This is a genomic window from Amycolatopsis taiwanensis DSM 45107 (genome assembly GCF_000519205.1).
GTDB lineage: Bacteria > Actinomycetota > Actinomycetes > Mycobacteriales > Pseudonocardiaceae > Amycolatopsis_E > Amycolatopsis_E taiwanensis.
The window spans coordinates 189190-209130 of record NZ_KI912598.1 but is presented as its reverse complement, the minus strand read 5'-3'; the positions used below and the strand labels follow the sequence as shown (position 1 = coordinate 209130).

Below are 19941 nucleotides of genomic sequence, written 5' to 3'. Positions count from 1 at the left end.
GCCGTGGCGAAGCGAATCCGCGTAACGTGGACGGGTGTTTGTCCTGCCGCCGTCGATTCGATCCCGGATCGACTCCTGGCTGGCGTCCTGCCGCCGACTACCACTGCACCTGCTCGTCCTCTGCCTTTTTCTCGCCGCTCTTCTCGTCATGGCCGGGTCGTGGGTTCGAGCCCGAACCAACGCCTGTCGACCCCGGATCGACTCCTGGCTGGCGTCGTGCCGCCGACTACCACGACGCCAGCTCCTGCTCTGCCTTTCCCTTGCCGGCGTTCTCGTCGTGGCCGGGGTGTGGGGCGGAATTGCAGCGCTCCGTGACACACCACAGCCGCCGCGTGCCGATCCGCCCCCGCCGTTCGTCGTCCCGGAGCTGACGCCGCCATCACGATCGGCGATCCCGGCCGCCGCGCAGATTCCCGCGGAGCGCGATCCATGGCTCGCGTATCTCGCGTCCGCAACAGACGTGCCGCTGCGAGCCTTGAGCGCCTACACCGACGCGGAGGCGAAAACGCGGGCTACCGATCCCGGTTGCCACGTGACCTGGGCGACCCTCGCCGGGATCGGGCGGACCGAGTCACACCACGGGAACCACGGCAACTCCAGCCTCGGCGCGGACGGCGTGGCCTTCCCGCCGGTGTTCGGCCCCGAGCTCGACGGATCTCCTGGGCTGCTTGCGATCGCCGATACCGACGGTGGCCGGCTCGACGGCGATCCCGTCTGGGACCGCGCGGCCGGGCCCATGCAGTTCCTGCCGCAAACCTGGCAGAAGTGGGGCATGCGTGCCTCCGGCGACGGCGCCGCGCCCGACCCGCAGAACATCGACGACGCCGCGCTGACCGCCGCGCGGTACCTGTGCGACAAGGGTGGCGATCTCGCGAACCCGGCCGGCTGGTGGGGGGCGGTCCTGACCTACAACAACTCCGTGGCGTACGGCCAGGAAGTGTTCAGCAACGCCGACGCCTACGCGCGGGCCGCACTGAAGCCATGAAAGTCGCGCCCCAGCGGGGAACTCGGCGACCTCAAGCCGGCACACGGGCGCCGGTAACCTGCGACACAGCTGCCCGAACCCGGAACACACAGGCCTGAACCCGGAACACACGCGCCTGAACCCGGAACTCGGCCGCCCGAACCGGGGACACGCGCGCTGGAAGCGGGGACACGCATCGAGATGGCTAGTTGACGCAGTTCTGGCCGCCGGCGGTGATCGGTGGCGGAGTGTTACTTGTGGACGGTGGCGTCTCGATCGACGGTGGCGAGCCGGCGACGCCGTCGTGGGCCGCCTGACTGTCCGGCCCGGTGTACTCGGAGCCGAGCAGGATCCGCAGATGCCCGGACCGCAGGCCGGGATCGGCCGTGACGCCGACCCCGCGGCCCAGGTACTCGGCGACCTTCTCGGCATCCGCGCGCGCTCCACTCGCGTACTCGACCACGGTGGCCGTTGGCGACGCGACGTTCGCGGTGGTGCCGGCGGTATACCCGTGGCCGCTCAGATCCCCCAGCACGCGGGCCGCCAGGCCGTCGGCACCGGTGCCGTTGTCCACATCGATCGTCACCCCCGCCGTCCCCTGCAGGCTCAGCGGTGACCCACCGGACACATCGGGCGCTCTGGACTGCACCGCCACCGTCCCGGCCGCACCGATCGCACGGGCGATGAACGTCTTGACCGCGGCCGGATCGACCTCGACCGCGCTGCCGTCCGACGTCTGATAGTCCACATTGATCACCGGGATGGTCTGGAACTGGATCTTGCCGGCGCTGAGGTTGCGCAGTTGCTCGGCGAACGACAGCACATCCCAGCCCTGGTCGATGGTGACGCTCCTCTTGAGCGCGTCGACGAGTTGGTTCAGCTTCGCCGGATTGGCCAGCGTGCCCGCGGACAACACGGTGCGCGCCATGCTCGCCATGAACGCCTGTTGCCGCCTGATCCGGTCGAGGTCGCCGTCCGGCAGGCCGTGTCGCTGGCGCACGAACGCCAGCGCCTGCGCGCCGGAGACGGTTTGGGGTCCGGCCGGGAACCGCGCGCCGGAGTAGCTGTCGTCGACCGGGGCGTTGAGGCACACCGGAACCCCGCCCACGGCCTGGCTGATGTCGTAGAAACCGACCAGGTTCACCGAGGCGAAGTGGTTGATGGTCAGGCCGGTGAACTGCTGCACCGTCTGGATCGCGTTCTTGGCGCCGGCCTGCGCGGCTTCGACGTTCAACTGTGCGCCGCCGACTCCCCGGGCACGCAGGCTGTCCGCCGCGGCGACCTGAGCGTAGGTGTACGCGGAATTAATCTTGTGCATGCCGTAGCCGCCGGCCAGCCGCACGTAGGAGTCGCGCGGGATCGAGAAGGCGACGACGTTCCCGCCGCCGGCGGGAACGTGGATGAGGATCATCGTGTCGGTATTGTCACCGCCGTCCCCGCTGCCCCCTGCATGCAGTTGATCCAGAATGGACTGCGGGAGCGGGTTGCCCTGGGCGTCGGTCCGCGTGTCCAGGCCGACCAGCAGGATGTTCTGCTCGTCTGCGGTGCCCGCCGCGGCACCCGGATCGATGACGTCCGCTATCGACAGGCCGCTGATCAGCCGGTGCAACTGGGCCCAGCCCAGGAAGGTGACGCCGAACACGAGCAGAGACACCATGCCGACCGCCACCCGGCGAACAACACGTGACACAGCCACTCCATCAGTCAATCACTAGCGGTATTCCGACACCGTAAAAATTAAGTAGAGAGACCTATTCAAAACGCGAGACAAGCACGCTTGGTGACACGGCACAACGCTGTACGTGGGCGGGGAGGCAGGCCGCCATCGCGGTCGACTGGCAGCCGACAAGGACACGTCACGGCCTGGCTACCCGAACACGTTCCGAAATGATGAGAACAAACGTTCGAGCGGGTGTACCTTGGAGTTATGAGCTTCGGGCTTCAAGGATCGCTGTTCGGCGTAACCGACGCCGTCTCAGTCGGCCCGCTCGACGACCTTCGCCGCACCCAGCTCGCCCAGGGCGCGTGGATCGACCTGCTGCCCGGCTGGCTCACCGGCGCGGACGTGCTCTTCGAGCGCTTGGCCGCCAACGTGCCCTGGCACGCCGAACGGCGGCGGATGTACGACCGCGTGGTCGACGTACCCCGGCTACTGTGCTTCTACGACCAGCATGACCCCCTGCCCGATCCCGTGCTGGCCGCCGCGCGATCCGCCCTGAGCAAGCATTACGCGGACGAGCTGCGCGAGCCGTTCCGCACCGCGGGCCTGTGCTTCTACCGGGACGGGCGCGACAGCGTGGCGTGGCACGGCGACACGATCGGCCGGGGCGCCAAGGAGGACACCATGGTCGCCATCCTGTCGGTCGGCGCGCAGCGCACCCTGCTGCTACGGCCACGCGGCGGCGGGGCGACCGTCCGCCAGTCGCTGGGGCCCGGCGACCTCATCGTCATGGGTGGCTCGTGCCAGCGCACCTGGGAGCACGCCATCCCCAAGACCAGCCGGCCGCTCGGTCCCCGGATAAGCATCCAGTTCCGCCCCCAAGACGTCCGCTAGAGCTGTTGTGGAACTCGGTGGTATTTCAAAGCGGCGGAGCCGCTTGCTGTGGGCCGTGCACTTGCACCGCTGCGGGTTCTGAGGCGGTTCCTGGCGAGGACAGCGCCGACGTGGTGAACTGGGACATTCATGAGGAGGCGATCCCGGAGCCAGGGACCGCCTCAGGTTCCGCCACCCGCACCGCAACGCAAACCAAGTTCAATACAGTCCTAGAAGCGTGCCCACTTTTGGCGGGCGGTGGCCCACGCGTGGTCCCACTGGCTGCCGCGCCGGCGGTCGAGGATCAGCCGGCCCGCCCAGTACCCGGCCACCAGCACGGACGCCGAGGCCAGCCAGAAGAACGCGCCGACGACGATGCCTGCGGTGGTGATCTCGGTGGAGTTCAGTGGTGCCGGCGCCGGGTCACCGGACGCCGTGAGCCACAACGGGACGGGCTTGCCCGCCGGGGTGCCCGGGTCCGCCGGGATGGCCCCGGTCCGCTCGGACCCGTCGGGTGCGGTCCACCGGGCACGCACACCGGGAGAGCCGTTGTCGACGATGCTGTTGTCGGCAGCCGGCGTCGGCACCGGCACGGCCTCGAGCAACGTGGCGGTGACGAGGTGGCGGGTGGCGTGCTGTTGCTCGGAGATCGCGGCCTGCCCGCGATAGGTTGCACCACCGACGAAGACCGCCAGCGGTAACGCGATGAGCATGCCGAGCACGACGACGAGCAGCATCGCGCCCTCGACCCGGTCAGAACGCCTGGCCAGCGGGTTGCGACCAGGATGAATACGGCGCCAGAATCGGGCAGACCACCCGAACGGTCCGTTCATTGGCTTCATTCCCCCTTTCTCGTGGACATGGCCCACACTGTGCCGATACCCACTTTGCCGCGCGAGTACCCGAATCGGCTCGCAAACGAGACCGAGGCCGCTGTGAGCTACCCGTCACAGCAGCGGGAAAGGATCACGCTTGGCACACTCAATGCTGGCACGGCCGGGGCGGATCGCAACATCATCCGAAAGCATGGCCCTTCGCGGTAACGCTACGTCAGGTCTGAACCACGAGGTGCCCGGCGCGGACCGGTCAAGCATCCATGCCGCCCATGTCCGGGAACGAGCCGCCCCGGCCCGCGCCGGCTGCGAAACGGCCCGCCCCGGAAACCGCGTCGGCCGCCAGGGAAACCGTTCCGTGCCGCCATTCCCCGGCCATCGCCGCCTCCTCGGAAAGACCCTCCTGGTCCAGTACCGAAAGCCGGTCCCGGCGTAAACAGGTCTGCGGGAATCGCGCGAGGCCGGCGGCGAGCTCCTCGGCGGCCGCGCGCTCTTGGCCGGCCGGCACCACACGGTTGGCCAGCCCCATCCGCAATGCCTCCGCCGCGTCTACCGCCCGCCCCGTAAGGATCATGTCCATGGCGTGGCTCGTGCCGATGAGCCGGGGCAGGCGCACGGTGCCGCCGTCGATCAGCGGCACCCCCCAGCGACGGCAGAACACCCCGAACACCGCGTCCTGAGCGGCGACCCGGAGGTCGCACCACAGGGCCAGTTCCAGCCCGCCCGCCACGGCGTGCCCGGCGACGGCGGCGATCACCGGCTTGCCCAGCCGCATCCGGGTCGGCCCCATCGGGCCGGGTCCGTCCGCCTCGACCCGGTTCATCCGGGCGGTGCCGAACGCCTTGAGATCCGCGCCGGCGCAGAATGTGCCGCCTTCGCCCCACAACACCGCGACGAAGGCACTGTCGTCGGCGTCGAATTCATCGAAGGCGCGGTGAAGCGCGGCGGCGGTCGGACCGTCGACGGCGTTGCGCGCTTCGGGCCGGGACAGGATCACCGTGGACACCGGACCGTGACGCTCGACGCGTACTGTCTGCTCATTCATGACGCCGACCGTAGCCCCCGTACGCAGGCGAAACCTTGTAGGTCTGGACCATATGGATCAAGGCGCGCGGGAATCCGGGGCCGGCGGCTGGGCCGGGACGTCGGATCGCACGATGGCCACCGGGCAGGGTGCGTGGCGGGTCAGCCGCTGGCTGGTCGAACCGAGCAGTAGTCCGGTCACCGCACCGTGTCCGCGGCTGCCCACCACGATCAGCCGCGCGTGCTGCCCGTAGTCCAGTAGCACGGGCCCGGGCCGGCCGCGCACCACGACCTGATCGACCGGCACGTCCGGAAACCGTTCCCGCCACGGGGAAATCTGGTCCTCCAGCGCTTGGCGCTCCCGCTCGTGCTCGGCGGCCGCGTCCGCGGGGATCCCGCTCCAGGTCCGCACGACCGTCAGCGGCGCGCCGGCCAGCGCCGCCTCGGCGAATGCGAAGTCCAGCACGACCGAGTTCGCCGGTGAGCCATCGACACCGACGAGCACCGGACCGCGCTCCGCTGCCGCGCCACGCACCACGACGAGCGGGCAGCGGCCGTGCACCGCCAGCGCCAGCCCGAGCGAGCCGACCAGCAGGCCGCCGGCCGCGCTCAGCTGCCGCGAACCGAGCACGGCCAGGCTCGCGTGCCGGCACTCATCGAGCAGCACCACTCGCGGATCGCCGGTCCGGATCTCCGTTTCCACGCTCACGTGCTGCTCGGCCTCGGTCGCCGCTCTCGCCGCGCGGTCGAGCAGTTCGGTCCCGAGACGCCACATCTCGACGCGCGCCTGGGCTCCGGTGAGCTCGAATTCGGGGAAGTCCCAGCCGGGCGTCCAGTAGACGTGCACGAGCCGCAACGGGACACGGCGGCGTGCCGCTTCCCGTGCACCCCACTGCACGGCGTCCATTGCGGATGCCGAGTCATCCACGCCCACCAGGACCTGGTCGGCCATCTGACCAGCCTTTCCGAGCCGGCGGAACGGAAGGGAGGGGAGGAAGTCACTAATCCGGTTGCCGGTGGTCGCCCCGGCACGTGATGCTGTGGCGCACCGAGAACGAAGTGGCGGGCCGGCGGGCAGTCCGGCTACCCGCACACGTTCCGAACAGCGCAGAAGGGATGCCGAGAATGTTCACCGCGGTCGAGGGTGGGCGGGTACCGATCAGGATGTGGGCCGACCCGGCGTCGGTCGAGGACGCCGCCATGCGTCAGTTGCACAACGTCGCGAACCTGCCGTGGGTACATGGCCTGGCCGTGATGCCCGACGTGCACTACGGCAAGGGCGCGACGGTCGGCAGCGTGATCGCGATGCGCGACGCGGTGTCCCCCGCGGCCGTCGGGGTCGACATCGGCTGCGGGATGAGTGCGGTACGCACGTCACTGACCGCCGCGGACCTGCCGGACGACCTGGGTCCGCTGCGGCGGCGGATCGAATCGGCGGTGCCGGTGGGATTCGCCATGCACACCAGGCCGGTGAACCCCGCGGTCGTGCCCGGCCTCGGCGGGTGGGACCAGTTCTGGTCGTCGTTCCAGCATCTGCACGAGGGCGTCCAGCGCCTGCACGACCGCGCTCGGAACCAGCTCGGCAGCCTCGGTGGCGGCAACCACTTCATCGAGGTGTGCCTCGAGCAGGGCGGCCCGGACGCCGGCCGGGTTTGGCTGATGCTGCACTCGGGTTCCCGGGGCATCGGCAACGAGTTGGCCAAGCGTCACATCGACGTCGCACGGCGGCTGCCGCACAACGCGGACCTGCCCGATCGCGACCTCGCGGTGTTCGTCGCCGGCTCCCCGGAGATGGCGGCCTACCGGCGCGACCTGTTCTGGGCGCAGGAGTACGCGGCCCGCAACCGCGCGACCATGGTCGCGCTCGTCCAGCGTGCCCTGGCCGAAACGGTGCCGGGCGTGCGTTTCGACGAGCCGATCTCGTGCCACCACAACTACGTCGCCGAGGAAACCTACGAGGGCGTCGACGTGCTGGTGACCCGGAAGGGCGCGATCCGGGCCGGCTCTGGTGATCTCGGCATCATCCCGGGCAGCATGGGCACCGGCTCCTACATCGTGCGGGGTCTCGGCAACGAGACCTCCTTCCACTCGGCTTCGCACGGTGCGGGGCGCCGGATGTCGCGGACCAAGGCGCGCAAGACGTTCAGCGAAGCCGACCTCGCGGCCCAGACCACCGGTGTGGAGTGCCGCAAGGACGTGGGCGTCGTCGACGAGATTCCCGCCGCGTACAAGGACATCGAGTCGGTCATCGCCGCGCAGGAAGATCTGGTCGAGGTGGTCGCCCAGCTCAAGCAGGTCGTCTGCGTCAAGGGCTGACCCCGCCCACCCAACCCCGCACACACCTCCCCCAACCCGGCACACACCCGCCCGAACCCGGCACACACCCGCCCGAACCCGGCACACACCCGCCCGAACCGGGAACACACCTGCCCGAACCGGGGACACAGAACAGAACCCGTGTCCCCGGCTCAGGAACCCGAATTCCCGCTCCAGAAGGGTGTGTCCCCAGCTCAGGAGGATGAGTTCCCGATTCAGGAAGGTGAGTTCCCGATTCAGGAAGGTGAGTTCCCGATTCAGGAAGGTGAGTTCCCGATTCAGGAAGGTGAGTTCCCGGTTCAGGAAGGTGAGTTCCTGGGTCAGGAAGGGGAGTTGTCGGTTCAGGGGGTTGTGGGTTCGGGGCGGAGACGCTGGGCGAGCGGCGTTGAGATCGTCCATTGTGGCCGGATCTCGTGGTGCGCCGGCCGGCCCGGCCGATCAGCCGTGAATGCCGGTGAGGGCGAAGAACTCCTGGCGCGAGCGGGCGTCGCCGCGGAGGCGGCCGTGGAGGGTCGAGGTGACCGTGTTGGACCCGGTGGCCTGCACCCCGCGCAGGGTCATGCAGGTGTGTTCGGCCTCGATGACGACCCCGACGCCCTTGGGGTTCAGCTGCTCACGCAGCCAGTCCGCGATCTGCTTGGTCAGCCGCTCCTGCACCTGCGGGCGGCAGGCGAAGTACTCGACGACCCGCGCCAGCTTCGACAGGCCGAGGATGCGATCGCCGGGCAGATAGCCGACGTGCGCGACGCCGACGAACGGCAGCAGGTGGTGCTCGCATACCGAACGCACGGGAATCGACCGCGCGAGCACAAGCTCGTCGTACCCCTCGTCGTTGGGGAACGTGGTCAGGTCGAACGGCCGGGGCGCGAAGAGCTCGGCGTAGGCGGAGGCCATCCTTCGCGGCGTGTTCCGCAGCCCTTCCGAATCGATCGGTATGCCCAGCGCGGTGAGGAACCGCGCGGCCGCCGCTTCGGCGGCATCCAGGTCCGGGCCGGTCTCCGGCTCGTGGACCACGTGCAACGCGGACGAATCGTGCATCGGGCGCCTGCCTTTCCCTATAAGACCAACCGGTGTTGGTCTTATTAAACGCAAGGGTCACGGGTTGCAGGTAGCCACGGTAGACGAACGGTTGCGACTATGACTTTGGGCGATACTGCGGACGCGCTGCGTGTCCGCGGGTAGCTGGCGTCAGGTTCCGGGCGCGACCACGGTCTGAGCCATCAGGATCCGGTGCGCCTCCTGCGCCGCCTTCGCGGCCCGGCCGCCGCCAGGCTCCTCCCCCGGAGGCTCCTCCAGGCCGCGGGCCAGCGCGGACACCGCCTCGGTCAGGGCCTGCACGGTATCCTCCAGCGCGGTCAGGCGTAGCTGTTCGGCCGGCGCCCGGGGTGCCGGTGCCGCGACGGGCACCTCGCCCTCGAGTTGACCACGCAAACCGGCGGGCAACACCGCGAAGACATGGTCGAGCTGCCCAGGCGAAAACCGTTCCCGCAGCGCACCCGAAACCGCGGCGGCGGTGTCCGGCACGTCGGCCGGGCCGATCCCGGCCTCCCGGGCGAACAGGCTGGTGAACTGGTTCGAGTCGTAACGAATCGGCACCCGGCTCGGCGCCCATCCCTCGAAGTACACCCCGCGCAGGAACTCCGGGAGCTGGGCTGCCAGGTGCGCCGCACTGTCCACGGAAAGCCGGTCACGAACCAGGTGAAGCCAGGCCCGCAGCGCGCGGTAGGCGAAGTCGCGGTCGTCGGTCCCCAGCCGCGCGGCGATCACGTTCAGCCACTCGTGGGCGGTGTGCTGGGCATGCGCGAGAGGGTCGTGCTGTGGCGCCATGGCGGTTTCTCCTGTGCTTGTTCTTCTTCTCCTGTGCTGGTGTTCTCAGGGGATCAGAAACGTCCGTTGCGCGGAGTCGATCGCCTGTCGCAGTTCGCGGCGAGACAGGGAATGCGCGCCGCACTCGCAATGGGCGGGCAGTTCGTCGTCGGCGTGCGGAGCCCCGTCGAGGAGATCCACGTACTCGATGCCGCGTCCCTGCGTCCCGTGCGCCACATCGACGAAGTCACGGTTGCCATGGGGCCGCTGGCCGACCACGGACACGAACACTGGTCCCGGTTCCGTCTGGTAGACGGTGGCAACGTGGTGACTGTCCGAACACCGGACGCGCAGGAGCACATGGTCGCGGCGGCCCGCACCGAGCGCGTCGATCGCCTTGACCGCCAAGCGGCGTCGCTCGCTGGGGGAAAGGTAACCCATGGCAGCGATATTCGACGCCGGGACCGCTGACCGGGTAGGGGCGAAGGTAACTTACGAGCGGGTATCACCGCGGGTGAGCGGTCAGCAGCCCGTCGGCGTCGCGCTCGACGCGCGTGGAGAACCGGCGGCTGATGTGGTCGACTGTGGCCCGCAGCCACTCCGCGTCCGCGCCGGGAGCGTGTTCAAGACGCAGGTTGCGCGCCCGCATCGGCGCCATGCGCAACGAGATCAGTTCGCCCGCGTCCAAGGTGGCGAAATACAGCAGGCGCAGGTCGTCCCGATACTCCTCGTAGCCGCGGATGCCCTCGTAATCGTCGACGGTGTCGCCGCAGCCGTACAGGACCAGCCTGCCCCGGTACACCTCGATCGGGCGCGGGTGGTGCGAGGAGTGGCCGTACACGATGTCGACGCCCCGCTCGACGAGCCGGTGCGCGAACCGGACCTCGCTCGCGCCGACGTCGTATCCCCAGTTGGGTCCCCAATGCAGAGAAGCGATCCCGATGTCTCCGCGGCCCTTCACCGCCTGTACGCGGTCCGCCAGTTCGTCGGCGCTGCGGTCGGAAAGGTCGGGGAGGAAGGCGATTCCCGGCCGGTCCGGCCGCGCCGCCCAGTCCGCCGGGACTCCGGCCGATTCCATCCCGGCCGCCGCGACCACCACCCGCCGTCCACTCTGGACCTCTGCCACCGCGGGCCGGACGGCTTCCGCGGCGTCGTGACCGGCACCCGTCCCGCGCAGCCCGGCGGCGGAGAGCACACACAGCGTGTCCGTCAGCCCCGCCGACCCGAAGTCGAGCACGTGGTTGTTCGCCAGCACGCACACGTCCGGCCGGACCGCGCTCAGGCAACCGACATTTCCCGGACTCATCCGGTAGTGCACGGCCTTGCCCCGGTCGAACTCACCGTCGGCGGTGATGCCGGTCTCCAGGTTGAGCACGCGGACGTCGGGCGCCAGCTCGTCCAGTAACCGCAGCGCCTCGCCCCACGGCCAGGCGAAATCGGCGGGACGCGGGATCGGCCCGTTGGCCTGCTCGGCGAGTTTCACATAGACACGCGCGTCGGTGACGAACCGTTCGACCAGTGCGGGATCGCCCGGATGCGGAAGGATCTGGTCGACGCCCCGGCCAAGCATCACGTCCCCGCACAGCAAGACCGTGACCACCCCGACGAGTATCCGTCGACGGCCGGGACACGGGCAGGGACCCCGGTCCCGGGGTCGGTTGACCTTCGGCCCGCGAACAAGCGAGCCCGCGAACGCGAGCTATGCGGTGTTCCAAACGCGATCAGATTTGGGTAGCCGGGCCGTGACTCCGCGGTGATCCGCGTCTTTCCCAGACCGGCGGCCTACCTCCCAAAACCCGAGACCTCCGGCGCGGCCCGTGGTCGTCCTGGGCGGACTTTGAGATGCGCTCAGGCTGCGAGGTCGAGCGAGCTGGGGTCGCGCAGTTGCATCAGCGCCCGCTGTTCGAGCCGCCGCACCCGGGCGCTGGTGAGCCCCACGTGTTCGGCGGTTTCCCGCAACGTGTGCGGCCGGCCGTCACCGAGCCCGAACCGGTAGGCGACGATCTCTCCTTCGACCGGGGAAAGGGTGCGCAGCAACTTGTCGACCTGAGCCGCTGCGGCGGCACGGTCGATCTCGGCGTCCGCCTGCGACTCCGTGCCGGCGATCAGGTCACCGAGGCTGGTCTCGCCGTCCTCCCCCACCGGGGTGTCCAGGCTGGCGGTGACGCGGCCCACCTGCCGCAATTCCGCCACGCGGGCGGCGGTGAAACCGGTCGCCTCGGCCAGTTCGTCCACCGTCGGATCGTGATCCAGCTGCTTCACCAGCTCACGCCCCGCCCGGTCGAGCTTGGCGAGATCGTCGGCAGCGTGCTCGGGCACCCTGATGGTGCGGCTGCCGTAGGCCGTCCCGCGCTGAATCGCCTGCCGGATCCACCACATCGCGTAGGTGGAGAACTTGTATCCCTTGGCGTAGTCGAACTTCTGCACGGCCCGCATCAGGCCGAGATTGCCTTCCTGAATCAGGTCAAGCAGTTCGAGCCCGTGGGCACGGCGCTTCCTGGCCGCGGCCACGACGAGCCGGAGGTTGGCCCGGATCATCTGCTCGCGGGCCCGCACGCCGTCCGAGGCGACCGCTTCGAGATCCGCCCGATCGACCGCCGGCGGGTTTTCACCGTCGTCGGCCTGGCGTAGCAGTTCCTCGGCGTACACACCGGCCTCGATGCGCTTGGCCAGCCTTACTTCCTCGGCCGCCGACAACAGCGGAATCCGGCCGATACCATCGAGATAGTGGCGAACGGCGTCGTGCTCTTCGGCAACCCGCTCGGCCCGGCGGCGAGTTTTCGTCGCTTCCATCAGCCTCCCTTCACGGTTACTTCAACGTGACTTCGCGCGGAGGCATTCCCGTTTATCGTGCTCGCCCCGTGGGTGCGGCAAGTCCGGCCGCGACAAAGGCACACAGCCGGCGGACGGCGGCTGCGGACGGTCCCGCGCCGGGCGGGCGAACCGACTGTGGTGCGCCGAAAGCCTGCAGGATCAACTGGACCGCGAGCACCCAGCGCTGTTTCGCTTCGCGCACGGTGAGATCCGGGCAGGCCGCGCGCAGCAGTCCCGCCCACGGCGCGAGCCCGAACCAGCGGGAGGTCCATTCGGGACGGTGGTCGCCGAGCACGACCCTGGCCAGCAGGTGCAGGTGCAAGCGGCCCAGCCGGTGTTTGGCGAGCCCGGTCAGCGGGGCGACCATCGCCTCGACAAGTTCGGCCACCTGCGCCGGAGGCTGCGACAACTCGCCGAGCGACCGCTCCCACAAGGCGGCCAGCCGGGTCTCCAGCAGGGCTTCGATCAGCTGTTCCCGGGAGCCGAAGTGGTAATGCACCGCGGCCGGGTTCATCCCGGCGGCCGCGTTGATCGCGCGAACGGAGACCGCGTCGCAACCGGACTCGAGGAAAAGTCGTTCTGCCGCGTCGAGCAATCTTTCGCGGGCCCCAGGATCGGTGACGGGAGTCACGCACAGCAGTAGAGCATGTTTCCTCCGTGCACTCAATCAGTGTAATTCACAACACCCAATTCAATGATTGAAGCGGCGTTTGGAGCGATCTCACAACGTTCCGGTCACGGCTTGGAGTCCGATGCTCGCCGCGGCGACCGAGATCCACAACGCGCCGCCGAGCAGCAGTGGCCGTATTCCCGCCTTGCGCACGGTCGACAGTCGCAACGTCAACCCGATCCCGGCCAGCGCGGTGGTGATCAGGAAGGTGGCCACAAAGGACAGCACGGGATGCCAGGACCCGGGGATCACGCCCAGCGTGTCGAGGGTCGCGGCCAGCAGGAAGCCGACCAGGAACAACGGAATGATCTTGCGCCACGGGATGCCGCGAAGGCGGAACCCGCCGTCGGTCTGCTTCCGGGCTTGGAGCGCGGCCAGCACGATGACGATCGGAATGATCATCAGGGTGCGCGTCAGCTTCACCACCGTCCCGTAGTCACCGGCGTCGCCCCCGTAGGCGAAAGAGGCGGCCACCACCGACGACGTGTCGTTGATGGCGGTTCCGCTCCACAAGCCGAAGGCGTGGGCGTCCATGCCGAGCAGGTGGCCGATCGGCGGGAACAGCAGGACGGCCGCGATGTTGAAGGTGAAGATCGTGCCGATGGCGTAAGCGATCTCGATCTCGGCGGCCCCGATGACGGCGGTCGTCGCGGCGATCGCCGACGCGCCGCAGATCCCGGTCCCGACGCCGATCAGGGTGCGCGCGTTCGCCCGCACGCCGAGCAGGCGGCCGAACAACCACGCCCCGAGCAGCGCCACAACGAGCGTGCCGAGCATGACCGGCAACGACTCGCCGCCGACCCGGACCACTTCGGCCAGCGACAGGCCGGTGCCGAGCACCACGATCGAGATCTGCAACACCGGTTTCGACGCGAAGCCGTATCCAGGCTGGAGGGTGGGTGCGCGCAGGCCCGGGATCACCGCGGCGACGACGGCACCCAGCAGGATGCCGAACACCGGGCCGCCGACGATCGGCGCCAGCCGCCCGAGCAGTGTCGCGACGACGGCGACCGCCAGCGCCACCAGCAGGCCGGGTGCCACCGCGCTCACCTTCCGCAGGCCGCGGACGCCCCGCTCGGACCGCTGACGTGCCAGGGCTTGCGCCATGTTCCCTCCCAGCTAAATGTACGAACATTTAATGGGACAGAAATGTACGCTCATTTGGGCCGCGATACCGTACGACTGTGACGTAGGGCGCGCCCGGAACCGGTTGCGCGCGTGCGGGGGAGGCGCTACATGGCGGTACGAGCACTGGATCGGACGAGCTCGCAACCTCTCTGGCACCAGCTGCGACAGCAGCTCCAAGCCCGGCTTGAGGCGGGCGAGTTCGCCGACCGGTTCCCCGGCGAACTCGCACTGGTCGAGGAGTACGGGGTGAGCCGCCACACGGTCCGGCAGGCGCTGCGGCAACTGCGGGAGGACGGCGTGATCATGGCCACCCGGGGTCGCCAGCCGCGCGTGGCACCTCCCGCCGAGATCCAGCAGCCGCTCGGCGCGCTCTACAGCCTGTTCGCCGCGGTGGAAGCGGCCGGGCTGACCCAGCACAGCGTGGTGCGCATGCTCGACACCCGCGCCGACGCCATCGTCTCCGAGCGTCTCGGCCTCGAGGCATCCACCCCGCTGGTCTACCTCGAACGCCTGCGCCTGGCCGGCGCGGAACCGCTCGCGCTGGACCGCATCTGGCTGCCCGCGACGGTCGCCGCTCCCGTGCTGGAGGCCGATTTCACGCACACGAGCCTCTACGGCGAACTCAGCAGGCGCACCGGGATCCGGCTGGACAACGGCCGCGAGGAGGTCCTCGCGGTCGTCCCCACCACGGCCGAGCGCGCACTGCTGAGGTGCGGGCCGGACACCGCCGCGCTGTCCATCAACCGGCTGGGCCGCATGGGCGAACGGCCCCTCGAGTGGCGGCACACGCTCGTTCGCGGTGACCGGTTCTCGCTCACCGCCGACTTCTCGGCCAAGACCGGCTATCGCCTCCGGTAGATCTGCAGAAGAATCTCCTTGCCAGTAAGTGTTCTTCCCTGGCCCGAAGCTCGTCCGTGATTTAGTTCTGTGACAGAATCATATTGGTGAGACGCTTCGTCGTGAAACCGAGCGAACGACCCCGGCCGGCGCGCGTGCGGGAGCACCCGAACGCGGGATGGTTCGCGGTGGCGACGGTGTGCTTCGGCGCGTTCATGGGCCAGCTCGACGCGAGCATCGTGACGTTGACGTTTCCCTCCCTGCAGCACGAGTTCGACGCGCCGCTGGCCGCCGTGCAGTGGGTATCCCTGTCCTACCTGCTGACGTTGGTCGCCCTGCTGCCCGCCGTCGGCCGGGTGGCCGACGCGGTGGGCCGGAAGCTGGTCTACGGCAACGGTTTCGGCATCTTCACCGCGGCGTCGGTGGCCTGCGGCCTGGCACCCGGCCTTGGCTGGCTGGCCGGTTTCCGGGTGCTGCAGGCGGCGGGCGCCGCGATGCTGCAGGCCAACAGCGTGGCGCTGGTGGTCGGCAGCGTGCCCAAAACGAAGGTGCGCGCCGCTCTGGGCGTGCAGGCGTCCGCGCAGGCGCTGGGCCTGGCCCTCGGGCCGGCGCTGGGCGCCGAACTGGTCAGCACGCTCGGGTGGCGGTCGGTGTTCCTGGTGAATGTGCCGGTCGGGGTGGCCGGCATCGTGGCGGGACGGTTCCTGCTGCCGCGCACCCGGGAACGGACACCTCTCGGCCGTTTCGACCACGCCGGGCTGGCACTGCTCGCGCTGGCATCGACGGCGCTGCTACTGGCCCTCTCGGGCGTCTCGGGCCTGCGGATGCCCGCACCGGCCGTGGCGGCGCTCGCGCTGGTGGTTCCGCTCGCTGTCGCGGGTTACGCCTGGCGGGAACGGCGGGCCGAAAATCCGCTGATCGACCTCGCCACACTTCGGCCCCCAGCAGTGTCGCTGGGACTGCTCGGCGCGCTGTGCGGCTATCTCGTGCTGTTCGGCCCGTTGACGTTGTTCCCGCAGACGCTGGGCACGCACGGACCCGCGGGGCTGGTCCTGGCCTGTCTGCCGGCCGGGTTCGGCGTGGCCGCGGTCTCCGCCGAACGCCTGCTGCCGCCCGGAATCGGCACGCGCGCTCGCATCCTGCTCGGCGCGGCGGTGGCGGCACTCGGCTGCGGCATCCTGGCCGTGGCGCCCCCATCGGCGGGGCTGGCCGGCGGGATACTGTTCGGGATCGGCATGGGATTGGGTGTCTTCATTCCGGCCAACAACTCGTCGATCATGGGAGCGATCCCGCGGCGGATGGCGGCGACCGGAGGTGGGCTGGTGAACCTGGCGCGTGGGCTCGGCACCGCGTTCGGCGTGGCACTGGTCACCCTGTGCCTGCACTTGGGCAACGGCGCACTGGCCCTGCTCTCACTCGCCCTGTCCGGTGCCGTCGCGGCCGTCACGGGCCTGGCCGGCGGCGGAACCCGGACCGTTCGGCCATGAGCGGCTGCTTCTGGCGGAGCCACCCGCAGACTCGCGAAGGAACACCATGAGCGCACCGGACACCGAACTGGCGGACGTGGTCGCGCGGCTGAGACGGGCGATGCGGCGCGCGGCCCGCGGCGCCGACCCGGCCAACCCGCTGTCGGTCGCGCAACTGGAGGTCCTGTCCTACCTGGCCGAAAGTCCCGGCGCGCAGCCGAGCCAGGTGGCCCGCGCGCTGCGCCTGGCGCCGAACTCGGTCACCACGCTGGTGAACGGCCTGGCCACGCGAGAGCTGGTGACCCGGGCCAGCGGCGACAACGACCGGCGCACGGTGCGCCTCACGCTCACCAGAAGCGGCGAGCGCGCCGTCGGTGTCTGGCAGGCGACCAATGCCGCGATCCTTCGCGGCGCGCTCGCCGACCTCCACCCCGGTTGGCGGCAGCTGCTCACCGCCGCCCTGCCCGCACTCCGCGAACTCATCACCGCCATCGACCAACTCACCGACCGCGACCGGCCATAACCCGCGTGTCCCCGCTCCAGGACCACGAGTTCCCGCCTCAAGCACCCGAATTCCCGCCCCAGGTCCACGAATTCCCGACTCAAGCACGCGTGTCCCCGCTCCAGGACCACGAGTTCCCGCCCCAGGCAAGCGTGTCCCCAGCCCAGGCACGCGAGTTCCCGGTCCAGCGCGCCCGTGAACCCGGAACTCGGCGTCCTGAAGCCAGAACTCAGCGTCCTGAAACGGGGACACGGCGTCCTGAAGCCAGAACTCGGCGTCCTGAGGCGGGGACACGGCGTGGGGCTTGACCTCGACCTGGATCGAGGTGTGAGAGTGGTGGGCATGACGGTGTGGATTTGTGGCACCTGTGGAGTCGAGCATCCGGACACCGACCAGCCGCCCTCCGGCACGTGCGAGATCTGTGCGGACGAGCGCCAGTGGGTGCCCACGACCGGTCAGGTGTGGACGACGCTGGAAAAGCTGGCCGCCGACGGCCACCAACTGGTGCACGAGGAAGTGGAGCCGGGCATCCACCGGCTCAACCGGGACCCACGGTTCGGCATCGGGCAGTGGACGTACCTGGCGCAGACCAGCCAGGGCAACCTCATGTGGGATCCACCGAATCACTTCGACGAGCCGCTGGCGGCCAAGATCGACGAACTCGGCGGAGCCGCGCTGATCGTCGCGAGCCATCCGCACATGTACGGCTCGCAGGTGAGCTGGAGCCACCATCTCGGCCGCATCCCGGTCCTGGTGCACTCCGCGGACCGGTCGTGGGTGCAGCGGGAGGACCCGGTGATCCGCGAGTGGAGCGGCGCCGAAGAGGTCCTGCCGGGGGTGACCATCATCGCGGCCGGCGGGCACTTCCCTGGCTCAGCGGTGGCGCACATCGCGAGCGGGTCGGGCGGGGCCGGCACCCTGCTGACCGGGGATACCGTGGTCCCGGTGGCCGCGGCGGGCTGGGTGACCTTCATGCGCAGCTACCCGAACGACATCCCGCTGTCCGCGGGACTGGTGCGCCGGATCGTGGAGCGCCTGGAGCCCTACGAGTTCGACCGGCTCTACGGCCTCCTGGGCGGAGCGGTGCTCTCCGACGCGAAGGGCGCGGTGCGGCGGTCGGCCGAACGCTACATCGGCTGGGTGAGCGGCGCGAACGACCATCTGGCCTGACCGGGGGTGGCCTCGGCCGGGCGGCCACGCGGACGCCCGGCCGAGGCCGCACGCCTGTCCGGGCGGGGCCGCGGCAGCTCGTTCTCCTCAACCGGGAACACGCGCGCCTCAACCGGGAACTCTGCGCCTCAACCGGGAACACAGGAACCTGAACCCGGAACACGCGTGCCAGAAACGGGGACACGCCCGAACCCGGAACTTGCCCGCCGGAAACGGGAACACAGACGCCTGAAGCGGGAACGTGGGCGCCTGAAGCGGGAAGGTGGGCGCCTGAAGCGGGAAGACGGATGCTGGGGAAGACGGGTACCTGAGGCGGGGACGCGGCGGGGCGGCGATCACCTGGTGAGACGAGGTGCGCGAAGGTTCGAGTGCCTTTTAGCGTGGGGCGTCGTTCATCCCTGACGTCCGTTCTGGAGTGTTGATGTCCGCGCCCACCGATTCGTTACCCGCCGGAAGGTTCCTGCTCTCCTCACCCACCTCGTGCGCGGCGCCGGCTCCGGCACCGGAGGAGCCGGTGCGCGTGGTGCCGCTGGTGATCGCCGCGATCCTGGCGGTCGGGTTGAGCTGGTACGTCTGGGCATCCTACGGCGGAAAGTTCGGCTTGCTGCTGGTGATCGGCCTGTTCCTGGGGCTGGCGCTGTTCCATTCGAGGTTCGGGTTCACCTCGGCCTGGCGGCAACTGGTCGCGGTCGGCAACGGCACCGGGCTACGGGCACACGCCTTGCTGCTCGGCACCGCCGCGACCCTCATCGCGCTGATCGCCGGAACGGGTACCGGATTGTTCGGCGTCACACCGAAAATCACCGCGAACCCGATCGGGCTCGGCCTCTTCGCCGGCGCGGCGATCTTCGCCATCGGCATGCAACTCGGCGGCGCGTGCGCGTCCGGCACGCTGTTCGCGGTCGGCTCGGGACAGTCCACGATCGTGCTGACCCTAGGCGGGTTCATCGCCGGTTCGGTGCTCTACACGTGGGCATATCCGATCTTCACGGGCTGGCCACAGGTTTCCGGGTTCCTCCTCGCCGATCACGTCGGGTGGTGGGGATCCTGGGCGATCACCATCGGCGTGCTGCTGGGCATCGTGGTCGTGACGCGGGTGATCCAGGCGCGGCGCACGCCGCCACCACTTGGCTCGGTCCCCACCGCACGGGGGTTCGCGCGCGTGTTCCGGGGCTCGTGGCCGCTGCTGGTCGGCGCCGTGGTGCTCGCGGTGCTCGCCGCGGCGGTGGTGCTGGTGTCCGGGGGCACCTGGGGCGTCACGTTCGCGTTCGCGCTGTGGGGAGCGAAGCTGCTGCAGTTGCTGGGACTGCACCCGGAGACGTGGGAGTTCTGGCAGACCTCCAGCAACGCGAAGTCCCTCGCGAGTCCGATCTGGACGGACAAGACGAGCCTGACCGACATCGGCATCATCGTGGGTGCGGCCGTGGCCTCCGCGGCGGCGGGCGCCTGGAAGATCCGCGCGGAGATCCCGTGGCGCACCGCCGTGGCCGCGGTGCTGGGCGGGATCCTGATGGGAGTCGGGGCGCGGCTGGCCGGTGGCTGCAACATCGGCGCCTACCTGGCCGGCATCTCGACCGGCAGCCTGCATGGCTGGCTGTGGGGTGTGTTCGCGCTGCTCGGCACGTGGGTCGGGCTCAAGATCCGTCCGCTGTTCGGCCTCGGCAACCCGAAGCCGACCGACAGCGTCTGCTGACCACAAGGCACGAACGAGCCCCGCACCGGCCATCGGTGCGGGGCTCGTTGCCGCCGGCCGGCCCGCACCATCAGCGTCCTCTTCGGACAGTAACTCGTCAGCACGGCCCGCTCCTCCGGTCGGCGCACGGCGGTGAGTAGGGTCAGGAGCGAGTAAGACACGGCCCGAAGCGGGACGGGAGGTGCG

19 protein-coding genes are annotated in these 19941 nt (G+C 69.7%); 8 read left to right on the top strand and 11 right to left on the bottom strand.

Features of this window, described 5'->3' with window-relative positions; all coding sequences use genetic code 11:
- The first annotated feature begins 34 nt into the window (after positions 1–34).
- A complete protein-coding gene (locus tag A3CU_RS0135765) occupies positions 35–985 on the top strand; it encodes a lysozyme family protein (protein WP_245617486.1) in 951 nt (316 codons plus the stop codon).
- Positions 986–1169: 184 nt separating this feature from the next.
- Here the strand turns inward: A3CU_RS0135765 and A3CU_RS0135760 are convergent, their stop codons facing one another.
- The gene (locus tag A3CU_RS0135760) at positions 1170–2654 is read right to left on the bottom strand and encodes an LCP family protein (RefSeq protein WP_156960731.1); all 1485 of its coding nucleotides are present in this window, start codon (positions 2652–2654) and stop codon (positions 1170–1172) included.
- A 237-nt stretch (positions 2655–2891) separates the two neighbouring features.
- Between A3CU_RS0135760 and A3CU_RS0135755 the strand changes: the two genes are divergently transcribed.
- Entirely contained in the window at positions 2892–3518 is a 627-nt protein-coding gene (locus A3CU_RS0135755) for an alpha-ketoglutarate-dependent dioxygenase AlkB (RefSeq protein WP_027946268.1), read from the top strand.
- A 209-nt stretch (positions 3519–3727) separates the two neighbouring features.
- Here the strand turns inward: A3CU_RS0135755 and A3CU_RS0135750 are convergent, their stop codons facing one another.
- The 3 genes from A3CU_RS0135750 to A3CU_RS48395 all read right to left on the bottom strand — a co-directional run bounded on the left by A3CU_RS0135750 (position 3728) and on the right by A3CU_RS48395 (position 6305).
- Positions 3728–4330, bottom strand: a complete 603-nt coding sequence (locus A3CU_RS0135750; protein WP_027946267.1) for an Rv1733c family protein — start codon at positions 4328–4330, stop codon at positions 3728–3730.
- Between the two features lie 253 nt (positions 4331–4583).
- Positions 4584–5375: a crotonase/enoyl-CoA hydratase family protein gene (locus tag A3CU_RS0135745; protein WP_027946266.1), complete on the bottom strand. Its 792-nt coding sequence runs from the start codon at positions 5373–5375 to the stop codon at positions 4584–4586.
- Between the two features lie 57 nt (positions 5376–5432).
- Positions 5433–6305, bottom strand: coding sequence for a universal stress protein (locus tag A3CU_RS48395; protein ID WP_043843686.1), 873 nt, complete (start codon positions 6303–6305; stop codon positions 5433–5435).
- Between the two features lie 173 nt (positions 6306–6478).
- On the opposite strand from A3CU_RS48395, the gene A3CU_RS0135735 reads away from it, so the two are divergent.
- Positions 6479–7669, top strand: a complete 1191-nt coding sequence (locus tag A3CU_RS0135735; RefSeq protein WP_027946265.1) for an RtcB family protein — start codon at positions 6479–6481, stop codon at positions 7667–7669.
- A gap of 438 nt (positions 7670–8107) precedes the next feature.
- Here the strand turns inward: A3CU_RS0135735 and folE are convergent, their stop codons facing one another.
- The 7 genes from folE to A3CU_RS0135700 all read right to left on the bottom strand — a co-directional run bounded on the left by folE (position 8108) and on the right by A3CU_RS0135700 (position 14066).
- Positions 8108–8707: a GTP cyclohydrolase I FolE gene (folE, locus tag A3CU_RS0135730; RefSeq protein ID WP_027946264.1), complete on the bottom strand. Its 600-nt coding sequence runs from the start codon at positions 8705–8707 to the stop codon at positions 8108–8110.
- A 150-nt stretch (positions 8708–8857) separates the two neighbouring features.
- Positions 8858–9496, bottom strand: a complete 639-nt coding sequence (locus A3CU_RS0135725) for a DUF2267 domain-containing protein (RefSeq protein ID WP_027946263.1) — start codon at positions 9494–9496, stop codon at positions 8858–8860.
- 45 nt (positions 9497–9541) lie between these two features.
- Positions 9542–9916: a hypothetical protein gene (locus A3CU_RS0135720; protein ID WP_245617485.1), complete on the bottom strand. Its 375-nt coding sequence runs from the start codon at positions 9914–9916 to the stop codon at positions 9542–9544.
- A gap of 64 nt (positions 9917–9980) precedes the next feature.
- Positions 9981–11075, bottom strand: coding sequence for a CapA family protein (locus tag A3CU_RS0135715; RefSeq protein WP_281174186.1), 1095 nt, complete (start codon positions 11073–11075; stop codon positions 9981–9983).
- A 248-nt stretch (positions 11076–11323) separates the two neighbouring features.
- Complete coding sequence (locus A3CU_RS48390; RefSeq protein WP_043843684.1) at positions 11324–12268, bottom strand: sigma-70 family RNA polymerase sigma factor; 945 nt, start codon at positions 12266–12268, stop codon at positions 11324–11326.
- Between the two features lie 52 nt (positions 12269–12320).
- The gene (locus tag A3CU_RS0135705) at positions 12321–12920 is read right to left on the bottom strand and encodes a TetR/AcrR family transcriptional regulator (RefSeq protein ID WP_052372740.1); all 600 of its coding nucleotides are present in this window, start codon (positions 12918–12920) and stop codon (positions 12321–12323) included.
- Between the two features lie 90 nt (positions 12921–13010).
- A complete protein-coding gene (locus tag A3CU_RS0135700; protein ID WP_027946259.1) occupies positions 13011–14066 on the bottom strand; it encodes a YeiH family protein in 1056 nt (351 codons plus the stop codon).
- A gap of 129 nt (positions 14067–14195) precedes the next feature.
- Here A3CU_RS0135700 and A3CU_RS0135695 point away from each other — a divergent pair, with 129 nt between their 5' ends.
- From A3CU_RS0135695 to A3CU_RS0135675, 5 genes are all read left to right on the top strand, one after another.
- On the top strand, positions 14196–14945 hold the full coding sequence (locus A3CU_RS0135695) for a GntR family transcriptional regulator (RefSeq protein WP_027946258.1): 750 nt from the start codon (positions 14196–14198) through the stop codon (positions 14943–14945).
- 86 nt (positions 14946–15031) lie between these two features.
- Positions 15032–16411: an MFS transporter gene (locus tag A3CU_RS48385; protein WP_245617484.1), complete on the top strand. Its 1380-nt coding sequence runs from the start codon at positions 15032–15034 to the stop codon at positions 16409–16411.
- Positions 16412–16457: 46 nt separating this feature from the next.
- On the top strand, positions 16458–16913 hold the full coding sequence (locus tag A3CU_RS0135685) for a MarR family winged helix-turn-helix transcriptional regulator (protein WP_027946257.1): 456 nt from the start codon (positions 16458–16460) through the stop codon (positions 16911–16913).
- Positions 16914–17234: 321 nt separating this feature from the next.
- A complete protein-coding gene (locus A3CU_RS0135680) occupies positions 17235–18062 on the top strand; it encodes an MBL fold metallo-hydrolase (RefSeq protein WP_027946256.1) in 828 nt (275 codons plus the stop codon).
- Between the two features lie 421 nt (positions 18063–18483).
- Positions 18484–19755, top strand: coding sequence for a YeeE/YedE family protein (locus tag A3CU_RS0135675; RefSeq protein WP_027946255.1), 1272 nt, complete (start codon positions 18484–18486; stop codon positions 19753–19755).
- Positions 19756–19941: the final 186 nt, after the last annotated feature.